Annotated in this window: 17 protein-coding genes and 1 pseudogene; 1 reads left to right on the top strand and 17 read right to left on the bottom strand. The window is 39.8% G+C overall.

Going from position 1 to position 14,219, the window contains the following annotated elements:
• Nucleotides 1-87: 87 nt before the first annotated feature.
• Entirely contained in the window at nucleotides 88-1,710 is a 1,623-nt protein-coding gene (locus tag I1J71_RS06515) for a putative polysaccharide biosynthesis protein (RefSeq protein WP_195184163.1), read from the bottom strand.
• Nucleotides 1,711-1,815: 105 nt separating this feature from the next.
• Here I1J71_RS06515 and I1J71_RS06510 point away from each other — a divergent pair, with 105 nt between their 5' ends.
• Nucleotides 1,816-3,261: a UDP-N-acetylmuramoyl-L-alanyl-D-glutamate--L-lysine ligase gene (locus I1J71_RS06510; protein WP_195184162.1), complete on the top strand. Its 1,446-nt coding sequence runs from the start codon at nucleotides 1,816-1,818 to the stop codon at nucleotides 3,259-3,261.
• Between the two features lie 38 nt (nucleotides 3,262-3,299).
• Here I1J71_RS06510 and I1J71_RS06505 read toward each other — a convergent pair whose 3' ends face one another.
• The 16 genes and pseudogenes from I1J71_RS06505 to I1J71_RS06435 all read right to left on the bottom strand — a co-directional run bounded on the left by I1J71_RS06505 (nucleotide 3,300) and on the right by I1J71_RS06435 (nucleotide 14,173).
• Nucleotides 3,300-3,950 carry a DUF1803 domain-containing protein gene (locus I1J71_RS06505; protein ID WP_195184161.1) on the bottom strand — a complete coding sequence of 217 codons (651 nt, stop codon included), beginning with the start codon at nucleotides 3,948-3,950 and terminating at the stop codon, nucleotides 3,300-3,302.
• Nucleotides 3,934-4,446, bottom strand: a complete 513-nt coding sequence (locus I1J71_RS06500) for a YiiX/YebB-like N1pC/P60 family cysteine hydrolase (protein WP_195184160.1) — start codon at nucleotides 4,444-4,446, stop codon at nucleotides 3,934-3,936. Before I1J71_RS06500 ends, I1J71_RS06505 begins: the two co-directional genes overlap by 17 nt.
• 63 nt (nucleotides 4,447-4,509) lie before the next feature.
• On the bottom strand, nucleotides 4,510-5,445 hold the full coding sequence (locus tag I1J71_RS06495) for a manganese-dependent inorganic pyrophosphatase (RefSeq protein ID WP_195184159.1): 936 nt from the start codon (nucleotides 5,443-5,445) through the stop codon (nucleotides 4,510-4,512).
• Nucleotides 5,446-5,529: 84 nt separating this feature from the next.
• Nucleotides 5,530-5,814: a GIY-YIG nuclease family protein gene (locus I1J71_RS06490; RefSeq protein ID WP_195184158.1), complete on the bottom strand. Its 285-nt coding sequence runs from the start codon at nucleotides 5,812-5,814 to the stop codon at nucleotides 5,530-5,532.
• A complete protein-coding gene (locus I1J71_RS06485; RefSeq protein ID WP_195184157.1) occupies nucleotides 5,804-6,553 on the bottom strand; it encodes a tRNA1(Val) (adenine(37)-N6)-methyltransferase in 750 nt (249 codons plus the stop codon). Before I1J71_RS06485 ends, I1J71_RS06490 begins: the two co-directional genes overlap by 11 nt.
• Nucleotides 6,554-6,602: 49 nt before the next feature.
• Entirely contained in the window at nucleotides 6,603-6,965 is a 363-nt protein-coding gene (locus I1J71_RS06480) for a S1 RNA-binding domain-containing protein (protein ID WP_004252382.1), read from the bottom strand.
• Nucleotide 6,966: 1 nt separating this feature from the next.
• A complete protein-coding gene (locus I1J71_RS06475; protein ID WP_195184156.1) occupies nucleotides 6,967-8,367 on the bottom strand; it encodes a bifunctional Cof-type HAD-IIB family hydrolase/peptidylprolyl isomerase in 1,401 nt (466 codons plus the stop codon).
• Between the two features lie 80 nt (nucleotides 8,368-8,447).
• Nucleotides 8,448-8,516, bottom strand: a pseudogene (locus I1J71_RS08610) (GNAT family N-acetyltransferase); the annotation flags it as partial.
• A 262-nt stretch (nucleotides 8,517-8,778) separates the two neighbouring features.
• Complete coding sequence (gene rpsR, locus I1J71_RS06470; protein ID WP_000068664.1) at nucleotides 8,779-9,018, bottom strand: 30S ribosomal protein S18; 240 nt, start codon at nucleotides 9,016-9,018, stop codon at nucleotides 8,779-8,781.
• Nucleotides 9,019-9,049: 31 nt separating this feature from the next.
• Nucleotides 9,050-9,520, bottom strand: a complete 471-nt coding sequence (ssbA, locus tag I1J71_RS06465) for a single-stranded DNA-binding protein SsbA (protein WP_016466131.1) — start codon at nucleotides 9,518-9,520, stop codon at nucleotides 9,050-9,052.
• An 11-nt stretch (nucleotides 9,521-9,531) separates the two neighbouring features.
• Nucleotides 9,532-9,822: a 30S ribosomal protein S6 gene (gene rpsF / locus I1J71_RS06460; protein ID WP_002896497.1), complete on the bottom strand. Its 291-nt coding sequence runs from the start codon at nucleotides 9,820-9,822 to the stop codon at nucleotides 9,532-9,534.
• Between the two features lie 129 nt (nucleotides 9,823-9,951).
• Nucleotides 9,952-10,608, bottom strand: a complete 657-nt coding sequence (locus I1J71_RS06455; protein WP_006148127.1) for a CBS domain-containing protein — start codon at nucleotides 10,606-10,608, stop codon at nucleotides 9,952-9,954.
• Nucleotides 10,609-10,869: 261 nt separating this feature from the next.
• Nucleotides 10,870-11,580: an ABC transporter ATP-binding protein gene (locus I1J71_RS06450; protein ID WP_006151996.1), complete on the bottom strand. Its 711-nt coding sequence runs from the start codon at nucleotides 11,578-11,580 to the stop codon at nucleotides 10,870-10,872.
• Nucleotides 11,580-12,344, bottom strand: a complete 765-nt coding sequence (locus I1J71_RS06445) for an ABC transporter ATP-binding protein (RefSeq protein WP_195184155.1) — start codon at nucleotides 12,342-12,344, stop codon at nucleotides 11,580-11,582. Before I1J71_RS06445 ends, I1J71_RS06450 begins: the two co-directional genes overlap by 1 nt.
• Nucleotides 12,344-13,300, bottom strand: coding sequence for a branched-chain amino acid ABC transporter permease (locus tag I1J71_RS06440; RefSeq protein ID WP_195184154.1), 957 nt, complete (start codon nucleotides 13,298-13,300; stop codon nucleotides 12,344-12,346). The genes I1J71_RS06445 and I1J71_RS06440 overlap by 1 nt, the downstream gene beginning before the upstream one ends.
• Before the next feature lie 3 nt (nucleotides 13,301-13,303).
• Nucleotides 13,304-14,173, bottom strand: coding sequence for a branched-chain amino acid ABC transporter permease (locus I1J71_RS06435; RefSeq protein ID WP_004252371.1), 870 nt, complete (start codon nucleotides 14,171-14,173; stop codon nucleotides 13,304-13,306).
• Nucleotides 14,174-14,219: the final 46 nt, after the last annotated feature.

Raw genomic sequence — 14,219 nt, 5'->3', positions numbered from 1 at the left:
TATTTTTTTGTATTTTTTCAAGAAAAAAAGAACAATTTAGACCTTTTTACGTAAAAAGTTCAAATCGTTCGTTTTATTTATTAAATATTATGATAATTTTAAGCGCGCTCGTAACTGGTCAGCTTTTGCCTTTCCAATAACCTTATCTAAGAGACGAGTATAGAGACTCATGAATCCATAGAGCCCACCACCAATTGTACCAATTAAGGCGACATATATGAAGCTCCAGAAACGTCCAGTTGGATGGAAGACAAGTCCAAAAATCCATTGCAAGAATCCAACAAGGATAAACATGACTAAAGTTAAAATAGTGACTAAGATTGTTCTCTTCAAGATAATCTTTCGGCGAGCACCTGTAATCTGACAGATTTCACGGTACATTAAAACAATTGGGATGATGAGACCGATGGTCGTTGAAATTAATGGTCCATAACTGTGGAAAATAGCTATTGATGGTAGTTGTAAAACGATCTTAGCAAGCGAACCATAGATAAAATATAGAACTGCCTTACGGTTACGGAACATAGCCTGAAGCATTGGAGACAAGACCATGTACAAACCTAGGATTGTTGACTGCAAGACTGCAAAGACAAACAAGCCCAAAGCCAAACTATCAGGTTTACCGTAAAAGACTGTATAGAGGGGTTCCCCTACCATGACTACTCCAACCGTTGCAGGTAGTAGGAATAAGAAGAGCATGGTAATACTATCTTGCACCAACCGAGAAGCTGCTGGTAAATCACCCTTGACATAGTTCTCGGTCAAGAGGGGCAAACCAACGCTACCGATTGATACTCCTACGGAAATCAAAATCATGGTGATTTTATTAGGATTGGCAGAGAAATAAGAAAACATGACAACCAAATCTTCATTACTATAGTTGGTAAACCACTTCATGCTATTGATAAAGGTCATTTGGTCCAAGATTTGGAAAAGCTGAATGGCAGAACCAGTTATGATAAAAGGAATAGCTTCCTTAATCGTATCAATTAGAAGACTCTTACTATCAATCTTATCTCGTGTTTCAAAAACTTTTTGGAGCAATCCTTCCTTATAAAGGAAATAAAGCAAGACTGCAAAACTAGCTACCATTCCCACAAAAGCAGCAAAAGTTGATTGGGTAACCGCTGATAGATAATCTTTTGAACCGAGCTTCATGATGATAAAGGTTGCTAAGAGCATCCAAATCACACGGATAACCTGCTCAGCAATTTGACTCATGGCATAAGGTTTAAGATTATTCATCCCTTGGAAAAATCCACGGATAACACTCATAGACGGGAAAATCAAGACAGCCCAAGCTAAACTCTGCATAATGGGAATCAAGTCCTTACCGACACCCGAAAGATCCGCTAACCAAGGCGCAAAGAGATATAAGATCAAAGCAAAGGCAAGTCCCAATACCGTCATAAAGCCTAAGAAACTTCGAATCAGGGCAAAACTATGCTCTTCCTCATGCATGGTATTGTATTTAGCGACCTGCTTAGCAACTGCAACTGGAATACCTGCTGTCGAAATCAACAAGAACCAGGCGTAGATATTATAACCCATGGTAAAGAGACCGTTAGCCGTTGCAGCATAAGTCCCCATCCAGATATACCAGGGAATAATGTAAATAGCTCCGAGCAGGCGACTAATAAAGTTACTAGCTGTAAGCCAGGCAGTCCCTCGTAACATCTGGGCCTGCTGATGATTATTTTCGTTAGACATAACTTCCTCATTCATTTTTAATCACTAGGAAATGTTCCTTACCTTCCATTATAAACTTTTCCTTGTTACTTGTAAAATTCAGACTTTCAGTTTACAATAGAAAGTATGATAAAGATTGAAACCGTATTAGATATTTTAAAGAAAGACGATCTCTTCCGTGAGATTATCGACCAAGGACATTACCACTATCATTTCAGTGATGTAACTTTTGATAGCATCTGCTACGATAGCCGAAAAGCAAAAGATAATAGCCTCTTTTTTGTAAAAGGAGCTGCTTTTAAGAAGGAATTTCTTCTTTCAGCAATCTCACAAGGACTCGGTTGGTATGTAGCCGAGCAGGACTACGAAGTAGGCATTCCTGTTATTGTCGTTAGCGATATTAAAAAGGCTATGAGTTTGATTGCCATGGAGTTTTATGGCAACCCTCAGGAGAAATTAAAATTACTTGCTTTCACTGGTACTAAAGGAAAAACTACGGCAGCTTACTTCGCTTACAATATCTTAAATCAGCAACATCGTCCAGCTATGTTATCAACTATGAATACGACTTTGGACGGAAAAACTTTCTTCAAGTCTGCTCTGACAACACCTGAAAGCATCGACCTCTTTGATATGATGGCGCAGGCAGTTGATAATGGAAGAAGCCACCTTATTATGGAAGTTTCCAGTCAAGCCTACTTGGTGAAACGAGTTTACGGTCTTACTTTTGATGTAGGAGTGTTCCTCAATATCAGTCCTGACCATATTGGTCCTATTGAGCATCCAACTTTTGAAGATTACTTCTACCACAAGCGTCTCTTGATGAAAAATAGCCGAGCAGTTGTCATTAATAGCGATATGGACCACTTCTCTGTTCTAAAAGAACAAGTAGAAAATCAAGAACATGACTTCTACGGTAGCCAATCTGATAACCAAATCGAAAACTCCAAAGCCTTTAGCTTCTCAGCTACTGGTAAATTAGCTGGAGATTATGATATCCAGTTGATTGGACATTTCAACCAAGAAAATGCTGTCGCTGCTGGACTTGCTTGCCTTCGTTTAGGTGCTAGTCTGGATGACATCAAAAAAGGGATTGCTGCAACACGCGTTCCTGGCCGCATGGAGGTTCTCACTCAGAAAAATGGCGCAAAAGTTTTCATTGATTACGCCCATAATGGTGATAGCTTGAAGAAATTGATCTCAGTCGTTGAAACACATCAGACTGGAAAAATTGCTCTAGTTCTTGGTTCTACTGGAAACAAGGGAGAAAGCCGTCGTAAGGACTTTGGACTTCTCCTCGATCAACATCCTGAAATTCAAGTATTTCTAACGGCTGACGATCCAAACTATGAAGATCCAATGGCCATTGCTGATGAAATTAGTAGTTACATCCATCGTCCTGTTGAAAAGATTGCTGACCGTGAACAAGCCATCAAGACTGCGATGTCTGTTACAAGTCAAGAACTAGATGCGGTCATTATCGCTGGCAAAGGAGCTGACTGCTACCAAATCGTCCAAGGTAAGAAGGAAGACTACCCTGGAGATGCAGCAATCGCAGAACGTTACCTATAATAAATCAAAAGAAGGCTAGGAAATTTTCCTAGCCTTTTCTATTGTTTCATAAATATCAGTCTTTCCTTGTCCAAGTCCACTGCTAATTCATATTTGCCTTCATCATTTTTTCGGATATATCCTAAGACTTCTAAACTATCGACAAAGATGTCTCTGCGCTTTTGCTGGACTTCATATTTTTTGAGAAACTTGAGCAAGAAGGTTGTCATATACTTGAGAGCATACTCGGGATTGACGTCTCCTAAAATGTCATACAGTCTCTGCTGTTCTTTTGTCAGCGGATATTGGTGCTTGACCTTGTAAAAGTAATTAGACAAGGTCATCTTTTCCCTTGCAAAATCCGTATACTCTTCTAAAATAGTTGCATTGGTTTGATTGCGCAATTCAGTCTGAAAATGTTTCCCTAAGATTTCTTGATAGATTGGACTATCATCTCTCACAAAAACTTCCTGGTCTAGTTCAAGAGATTCTGTAGATTCTAGAAAAGGGAGATTGAGATAATAGCGTTTATTTTCTCGAAGGATGAGGCCCGCTTTAATATATTCCTCCATCAGCTTGTCCACTGGCTGATCTGGAAATTGGGCCTTGATTTGCCGCAAAATTACATCATCCTGCTGGTCTAGATAGTTGATCAAGTCCTTAAAAAAAGGCTGACGCGTCAAGCGTGTGGGATTAATAATTGTAATCATCCGTATATCTTTCTTTAAACTGTAGACGGGGAGACTGGGCCAACTGACTGGGATTGGTTCCTGGCTGATTCAGAGGCGTAGTTAGTCCTAGTTCTCGGTAGTAATCTTCCCAAAACGAACTAATCTCTTGTTCTCCTTCACCAAACTTCATGGGAATGGTCTCAAAAATAGGGAGGATTTCTGCAATAAATTGGGAACAATAGAAACCATCTCCATCCGGATAAAAGGAAGAATTGTAGGGCGAACCCAAAAGGCTCTCTGCCTGCTTTTTGACTTCTTTGTGATCGATTTTCGGATAGCGATAAAGGTCATAGACTTTCTCAACTTCAAAGAAATCTTCAGGGGACTGGGCTAGGACGCCACCTTCCGCCGTAGCATGATAGACCTTCCCGTCCAAAAAGATGGCTACATGGCTATAGTTCCCAGTAGATGCCTGGATGGCCTGTCCCATTTCCGTATTTTCTTTCACAAAAATCAAATCGCCAGATTCTAACATGGTCTCCTCCTAGCAAAAAAGGAGCCGAAACTCCTTTTTAACAATGGGTTATCCCCTTTATCATTAAGCATTAAAGCTTTCAGTTAATTGAGGTACCACTTGTTTCTTACGTGAAACAGCACCCGGAAGGAAAGCATGGTTGTTTTCAAGTTTGAAGTTGAAAGCTGCTTCTACCTTGTCCATATTAGCACCAAGAGCCAAGATTTCTGAGTTTGAATTCACAATATCAGTAATCATCAAGACAAAGTCAGAGTATCCGTTAGCTGCATTTGCGGCTTGGATAGCTGCTTCGATTTCAGCTTGGCGTTCCAAGACTTCAGCAATATCAACTGTATTCACTTGAGCCACACGGACATTGTTTCCGTTGAGTTCAAATGTCTTGGCATCGATATCAATCAATTCTTCAGCAGATTTGCTTGACAAGTTTGTACCAGCCTTGAGCATAGCAAGACCGTATTCCTCTAAGTTCACACCAGCCAATTCAGCCAATTCAGGCGCAATGACCTTATCAGATGGGTGGGTTGTTGGTGATTTCAAAAGAAGGGTATCTGAAATCAAACCAGATAGCATCAAACCTGCGATTTCTTTTGGTACAGCTACACCATGTTCTTTGAACATGCGGTAAACGATAGAAGATGCTGATCCAACAGGCTCCAAACGCATGTATAGTGGGCTTGCAGTTTCAAAATTAGCCACACGGTGGTGGTCTACAACACCATAAACTTCTACTTCAGCGATATCTGAAACAGATTGTTGGAATTCATTGTGGTCTGTTAAGATGACTTGCTCTGCACCTTCTGCTTTAGCAGATGTGATCACGCGCGGTGCTTCTACACCAAAATAGTTCAAGACGAAAGCTGTTTCTTCATTTGGAGTTCCAAGAGCAACCGCTTCTGTATCCAAACCGTATGCTTCTTTTGCAAGATAAGCAAAAGCTACAGATGAACCAATAGCATCTGAGTCTGGATTTTGGTGACCAAATACTAGAATCTTAGACATGATAATACCTCGTTTCTTTATTCTCTTTATTGTAGCATTTTTTTCAATTTTTGACAAAAGTAAGAGGAGCCAAAGGACTCCTCATTACATTTCAAAAGTATCGACTAAATTCTTATTTTGACATTCTTTGAGATAATGTTCTTTTTGCATGCGTGTCTTGCGCTTGAAAAGAGCTTCAGCAGACATGGCCTCTTCCTTGCTGTCAAAACCTTCTGCAAAGATGAGTTTTACTGGCAAACGAGCGCGTGTATACTTGGCACCTTTACCGCTATTGTGCACGGCAATCCGCTTCTTCACATCTGTTGTATAGCCTGTATAGTAGGAACCATCACGGCACTCTACCACATACATATAAGCCTTATGATCCATAGTAAATCTTTTGAATTTCTGGTGTATAAGTACCATCACTATTATGAACAATGAGTGGTGGTAAAACCTTAAAGCCACTAGTGGAGCCGTCCTTGATAGCTTCAATCAAAAGCATATTAGCTTCCTTCTCCCGTTTAGGATAAACAAATTGCAGACGTTTTGGAGCCAGATTATGCTGTTGGAGCGTATCTAAGATATCTAATAATCGATCAGGACGATGAACCATTGCCAAACGTCCATTTGATTTGAGAATACTCTGGGCACTACGACAGATTTCCTTAAGATTGGTTGTAATTTCATGCCGAGCTAAAAGGTAATGCTCACTTTCGTTCAGATTAGAATTTGGATCCACTTTAAAATAAGGCGGATTGCATAAAATCAAATCAACCTTGCTCCCCTGAATGTGACTAGGCATATTCTTCAAATCATCACAGATGACCTGCATCTGTCCGTCCAGCCCATTTAAACGCACTGAGCGTTCAGCCATATCAGCAAGACGTTCCTGAATTTCTACAGATAGAATTTTAGCCTTGGTCCGACTACTGGCAAACAGTCCAACAGCTCCATTGCCCGCACAGAAATCTACTATCAAACCATTTTTCGGAAAACGAGGAAAGCGTGACAAAAGTACACTATCCACTGAATAGCTGAAAACCTCACTATTTTGAATAATTTTGATGTCAGTAGAGAAGAGTTGGTTAATGCGCTCTCCTGTTTTTAATAATTGTTCTTCGTTCATACTTCTATTATAGCAAAATATAATAACATCACAATGATTTTAGGGGATATCAATTACTGTTTTTCTTTAAATGTTCCAAGGCTTCTCGTGTCCAAACAGGCATCATGCGACCAAGCGGCGCGAATCCATGTTTGATGCGATCATTCGAAAAACGTCTCCGTCTAGGAAGTTGATGTTTTTCTTCTTCCAAGGTACGAATGGAAAGACTAGCCTTCCCTGTGTATTCGTCAAAATCTACTACTTGTACCTGGACTTCATCACCGATTTTTAAAACCTCGTAAATATTCTCGATAAATCCTGTCCGAATCTCCGAAATATGAATCAGTCCTGTCACTCCTGTTTCTAACTCAACAAAAGCTCCATAGGGCTGAATCCCAGTAATACGGCCATTTAGCTTATCACCGATTTTCATTTTAGTCCTCAATTTCAATAGTTTCAATTACGACATCTTCAACTGGCTTGTCCATTGCACCTGTTTCGACACCTGCAATTGCATCCAGAACTTCATAAGAAGCTTCATCCGCAAGTTGACCGAATACAGTATGACGACGGTCTAGGTGAGGAGTTCCACCTTGTTCTGCATAAATCTCCGCAATTGGCTCTGGCCAACCACCACGAGCAATTTCTTTCTTAGAATATGGCAAGTGTTGATTCTGCACGATAAAGAACTGGCTACCATTTGTATTCGGCCCAGCATTAGCCATAGAAAGGGCTCCACGGACATTGTAAAGTTCTTCTGAAAACTCATCCTCAAATGACTCACCATAGATAGATTCACCACCCATACCGGTTCCAGTTGGGTCTCCACCTTGAATCATAAAATCTTTAATAATACGGTGGAAAATCACACCGTCATAGTAACCGTCTTTTGATAGAGCAATAAAGTTGGCTACTGTTTTTGGTGCGTGATCAGGGAAAAGTTTGATACGCATATCCCCATGATTTGTCTTAATAGTCGCAATTGGACCTTCTACTGCTTCAATGTCTACTTGTGGAAAATGTAATTCTTTTTCTACCATACCAAATCCTTCTAAGGCATCAAAGATGCCATCTTCTTCTAATGTTTTTGTAATATAATCTGCTTTTTCTTTGATTTTGTCATGAGAAACACCCATAGCGACACTAATGCCTGCATAATCAAAGAGCTCTAAATCGTTAAGTCCGTCCCCAAAAACCATCACATTTTCAGGTTTAAGACCTAATTGGTCTACCACTTTGGCAACTCCAGCTGCTTTTGAACCGGAAATCGGCACCACATCTGACGAATGTTCATGCCAGCGTACCATACGCAAAGTCGATGCTAAGCTTTCAGGCAAGACAAGGTCATCACCCTGCTCCTCAAAGGTCCACATCTGATAAATATCTTCTTTTTGGTAAAAATCAGGGTCCACCTCTAAATCAGGATAAATCGGGTCAATCGCCTGGCTAATCATCTCTGTTCGCCTTGATAGTTTAGTAGCATGACTTCCCACCAAACCATAATCAATCCCAACTTCTTTGGTCCAAGTAATATACTCTTCAACCTTATCTTTAGCAATTTTGTTACTATAAATGACATTGCCCTTTTTGTCCTCAATATAAGCACCATTCAAGGTTACAAAGAAATCAGGTTTGAGGGCTTTAATCTCTGGGACGACACCAAAAATACCTCGACCAGTCGCAATTCCTGTCAAAATTCCTTTATCACGTAATTGTTTAAAGGCTGTTGGAATAGTGCTTGGAATAAAGCCAGTCTTTGAATTTCGTAAAGTATCATCTATATCAAAAAAGATAATCTTAATCTTCTTAGCCTTGTATCTTAACTTGACATCCATTATAATACCTCCTTCAATTCACTCCTTCCATTATACCATAAAGTAGAGAAATCCCACATCCCCAATAAAATCCTTGTCTCTTATCCGAATTCCTTTACTAGATACAAAACCAAATCATCATTATTTTGGCTAGTTGCATTCATTTCCAATCGTACAATTCATCTTTGACTTACCCACCTTTACTCTTTCTATTAGCATTATAGCACGCCAAGGTCAAAAAAAACTATCTCATGAAAAATAGGTCCACCGGACCCCAACTCGCTCTCACATTTCAATGCTCGTGAAAAAAAGACCCGTCGGGATCTTAATTCGCTTTCTTATTTTCAAGCTCATGAAAAAGAGGTCCACCGGACCTCAACTCGCTCTCACATTTCAATGCTCGTGAAAAAAAGACCCATAAGGGTCTTTTCTTTAATCTTCGTTTACGAAAGGCATCAAAGCCATTACGCGAGCGCGTTTGATAGCTGTTGTTACTTTACGTTGGTTTTTAGCTGAAGTTCCAGTTACACGACGTGGAAGGATTTTCCCACGTTCTGAAACGAAACGGCTAAGAAGCTCAGTATCTTTGTAATCAACATATTCAATTTTATTTGCTGCGATGTAATCAACTTTTTTACGGCGTTTGAATCCGCCACGACGTTGTTGAGCCATGTTTTTTCTCCTTTATAGTATTAATTGTCCATTAGAATGGTAAATCATCATCTGAAATATCCAAAGGATTGGTTGATCCAAATGGATTTTCATCACGTGAAAAGTCTGGTACTGAATTTGTAGGTGCTGAATGACTGGCAGTTGGTGCAGAATAAGCTCCACCACTTTGTCCTTCACGAGCACTACGGCTTTCCAACATTTGGAAATTCTCAGCTACGACTTCTGTCACGTAGACACGTTGTCCTTGCTGGTTATCGTAACTACGAGTCTGAATACGACCTGTAATCCCGACAAGAGAGCCTTTTTTAGCCCAGTTAGCAAGATTTTCAGCCTGTTGGCGCCACATAACGACATTGATAAAATCAGCCTCACGTTCGCCATTTTGACTCTTGAATGTACGGTTTACTGCAAGAGTAAAAGTCGCAACTGCTACATTTGATGGGGTATAACGTAACTCAGCGTCACGTGTCATACGCCCTACAAGTACAACATTGTTAATCATAATCTACCTTCTTACGCGTCAAGTTTGACGATCATGTGACGAAGAATGTCAGCGTTGATTTTTGAAAGACGGTCAAACTCTTTAAGAGCTGCGTCGTCGTTTGCTTCAACGTTAACGATGTGGTAAAGTCCTTCACGGAAATCTTGGATTTCGTATGCAAGACGACGTTTTTCCCAATCTTTTGATTCAACAACAGTTGCACCGTTGTCAGTCAAGATAGAGTCAAAACGTGCTACCAAAGCGTTTTTCGCTTCTTCTTCAATGTTTGGACGAATGATATAAAGAATTTCGTATTTAGCCATTGATATGTTCCTCCTTTTGGTCTAATGACCCCAAGTCATTGCATGGGGTAAGTGAGGTTTGCTCACAATAAACTATTATACTAGAAAAAAATTTTTTTCGCAAGCTTAAAGTAAGTTATATTTTTCTTTTTAGAGTTTTTTTGCAGAAGTTTTTGTAATTTCATCTACGAGAATATTTTCATCCTCGAATTTCTTTTTCAATGATGAAAGATCAATGCTTCCCTCAATTTGTACTTCAATAACAATTTTACCATCCTTACGTGGAATATTAACGGTATGAGAGATATTAAGATTTTCCTCAACGATTAAAGAAACAATCTTACCTAAAACTCCAACTTCATTTTCTGTGATAAAACGAACACGGATTCCTTCTTCACCATATCCAGCGATTTCAAGAAAGGCACTGAATACATCACGATCTGTAATGACTCCATACAATTGTCCGTTGTCAACAACTGGCAAAATACCAATCTTATTTTTAAGCATGAGATAAGTTGCATCTTCTAAACTTGCATAGCCTGAGACAGTAACAACATCTCGAATCATGACGTCTTTTACTTTTGTCTTATTAAGTAGATAATTCATCTCGAAGATTGAAAGACTAGTCGCTTTTGAAGGACTAGCTTCAGCGATTGTCCCTTCTGTTACCAAGCCTACTAATTTATCATTCTCAATAACAGGGAGACGGTGCAAGCCTTGTTCGCGCATCAAATCTGCTGCGTGTGCAACAGTTGTATCAGGACTGATATAAACGACCTTGCGTGTCATAAAATCTTTAACTGCCATAGGAAATCTCCTTTATGTTTATAGTTTTATTATACACTTTTTACGGAAAGCTATCAAACGCTTTCATTTCTTTTTCAAGATTCAGAAAAATCTGAAGGACTTTACGAAAAAGAGCTCAACTTAGAGCCCTTAATCTTATACTTATGTAGATTGTATGATTGCTTTGCAATCTTTATCCGCCGACTAAAAAGGTCCCCCAGACTAGATGTTAATTGCTGACGCAATTTTTATCCGCCGACTAAAAAGGTCCCCCAGACCTTTTTAGCCACCTAGATATGCTTTTCTGACTTCGTCTGATGCTGCGAGTTCTTTTCCTGTTCCTGATAGGACAATCTTTCCTGTTTCAAGAACATATCCTCGGTCAGCGATAGCTAGTGCTTTATTAGCATTTTGCTCAATCAAGAGAACTGTTGTTCCTTGTTTTTGAATATCTTGGATGATATCAAAAATTTCTTGGATAAAAATCGGAGCAAGACCCATTGATGGTTCATCTAATAAAAGTAGTTTAGGCGTTGACATGAGTGCACGTCCCATGGCAAGCATCTGCTGTTCACCACCAGATAGAGTAGCCGCATCTTGATTTTTACGTTCTTCCAAACGAGGGAAACGAGAGAAGACTTTCTTCAAATTTGCTTGATTCTCTTCACGATTTTTCTTAAGAAAGGCTCCCATCTCCAAGTTTTCCAAAACAGTCAAACCAGGGAAGACATGACGTCCTTCTGGTACTTGAGAAAGTCCTGATGCCACAATCTTTTGCGCAGGCATCTTTTGGATTTCTTGTCCCAAAAATTCAATTCGACCAGAGCTTGGACGAACAAGGCCTGATAGGGTACGAAGGATAGTTGTTTTACCAGCACCGTTAGCACCGATAAGAGAAACAACTTCCCCTTCATTGACTTCAAAGCTCACATCACGTACAGCTTGAATCATGCCGTAGTGTACTGAGAGGTTTTCAACTTTTAACATAGACATTAGGCTTCACCTCCAAGATAAGCTTCGATAACTCGTTTATTGTTCTTGATTTCATCTGGTGTCCCATGAGCAATCAAACGACCGTACTCAAGTACGTAGATACGTTCAGTGACTTCCATGACCAAGTTCATATCATGTTCAATCAGCATGATAGTGATCTTGAATTCATCCTTGATGCGACGAATCAACTCAGTCAATTCTGCAGTTTCTTGTGGGTTCATACCTGCTGCAGGCTCATCCAAGAAGAGGATTTTAGGTTCAGTGGCAAGGGCACGAACAATTTCCAAACGACGTTGTTGGCCATAGGCTAAGTTTTTAGCTAAGGTTTCAGCATCACCATCTAAATCAAAGATTTTTAGTAATTCTAAGGCTTTAGCTTTTAATTCTTTTTCATTCTTATAAAAAGCTGGTAAACGCAAGAAACTTGCAAAAACATGTTGTTTGTGATGGTTACTAAATGCAATAAGAACGTTATCCAAAACTGTCAAGTCTTTAAAGAGACGAATGTTTTGGAAGGTACGCCCTAAACCAAGAGATGCGATTTTATAAGGTTGCTTACCATTTAATAAGTGGCCATCTAAGGTTACTGTTCCTTCGCTTGGTTCATAAACTCCTGTCAGCAAGTTGAAAAGAGTTGTTTTCCCAGCTCCGTTCGGTCCAATCAAGCCAACAAGTTCACCTTCGTTCAATTCTAGAGTTACATCTCCAACAGCAGTCAGACCACCAAAATGCTTGGTTAACTGTTTTACTTCAAGTAATGCCATTAGTTTTGTCCCTCCTTCTTACCTTTTTTAAAGAGTCTTGATAGGCTCAATTCCCAGGTTCCAAGAAGACCACCTGGTCTGAAAATCATAACGAGTACCAAGGCCAAAGCATAGATAATCATACGAACGCTAGCCACATCTTGAAGGAACATATTCAAAATACCAAGAACAATCGCAGCGACAATTGCTCCTGTAATTGATCCCAAGCCACCAAATACAACGATAATTAAAACGTTGATAGAGTTGATAAAGCTATAATCTTTTGGCACAACAGAACCGATAAATCCTGCTTGAAGGGAACCTGCAATACTTGCAGTCATAGCTCCAAAGACAAATGCGATAATTTTGATTTTTGTTGTATTGACCCCGACAGATTCAGCTGCAATTTCATCTTCACGAACAGACAAGGTTAAACGACCGATTGGACTACGAAGGAAATTCAGCGTTGCAAGTGTCGTAATCACGGCAAAAATGTATACCATTTGCCAATTAGTAAAGTTTGGAATACCAAGGATACCAGCAGCTCCGTTTGTTAAATCACCACCATTGACGATTAGGATACGGATAATTTCAGCAACCCCAAGTGTCGCAACTGCAAGGTAGTCCCCCTTCAAACGAAGGGTAGGAATTCCAACGACCAAGGCAACCAAACCAGCAATGATAGCACCAAGCAACATAGCTCCAAAAAAGGCACCATAAGTTGGAGATTTAGAACCAATAATGGCTGCTGCATAGGCACCGATAGCCATGAACCCAGCATGTCCAAGAGAAAATTGACCAGAAAAACCAACGATAAGGTTAAGTCCTACTGCAAGAATAATATTGATACCGATTTGTTCTAAAATCTGAATATGGAAAAGGTTTAAAATACCAAACGAAACTAATAAGCTAATCACACCATATCCAAGCAACAAAAGGAGCAACCAGAGAATATTAACTTTTAAATTTTCTTTCATTGTTTACACCTTCTCTTTCACATTCTTACCAAGGATACCAGCTGGACGAACAATCAAGATCAATAGCAAGATTCCGTACACGATAGCATCACGGAAATCTGACATTCCGAAGGCTGTTGCAAAAGTTTCCAATAGTCCGATTACAAAACCTCCAAGAGCAGCACCAGGGATGATTCCGATACCACCAAGAACAGCAGCCACGAATGATTTAATACCCGGAGTCATTCCCATCAATGGTTCAAGAGAGTTGTAGTAAAGGGCAATCAAGACACCTGCTGCACCAGCCAGAGCTGAACCTAAGGCAAAGGTGAAACTGATTGTACGGTTTACGTTGATCCCCATTAACTGAGCTGCATCACTATCTACAGATACGGCACGCATGGCTTTCCCCATTTTTGTTTTTTGCACGATGAGTTGCAAAAGAATCATCAAAACAATCGAAACCGTCAAAATCAACAATTGAATATTTGTTAGACTGATTGGACCCAAGTCATAACGAACTGTTTGGATTGCTTGAGGGAAGGCACGTGTATTGGCACCTACTAGATAGACCATTCCATACTCAAGCAAGAAGGATACCCCGATAGCAGTAATCAATACAGAGATACGAGTTGAATGTCGGAGTGGACGGTAGGCTAGAAACTCGATGATAACACCGAGAATTGCTGAACCAATCATGGACAAAATTAAGGCTAAAAAGAAATTTAAATGGAGGGCATTAATCAAGAAATAACCCATGAAGGCACCCATCATATAGATATCACCATGGGCAAAGTTAATAAGCTTGATAATTCCATAAACCATAGTATAACCCAGGGCTAGCAAGGCATAGACACTACCCAAGATTAAACCATTGACAAGTTGTTGAAGCATATGGTTCACTCTTTCTAAGTTTTATTTTTAGGATTTTATAAAAAAT

The sequence above is a fragment of the Streptococcus infantis genome, assembly GCF_015546995.1.
Classification (GTDB): domain Bacteria; phylum Bacillota; class Bacilli; order Lactobacillales; family Streptococcaceae; genus Streptococcus; species Streptococcus infantis_J.
Note: the sequence above shows the minus strand (reverse complement) of the source record. Positions and strands in the feature narration are given on the sequence as shown.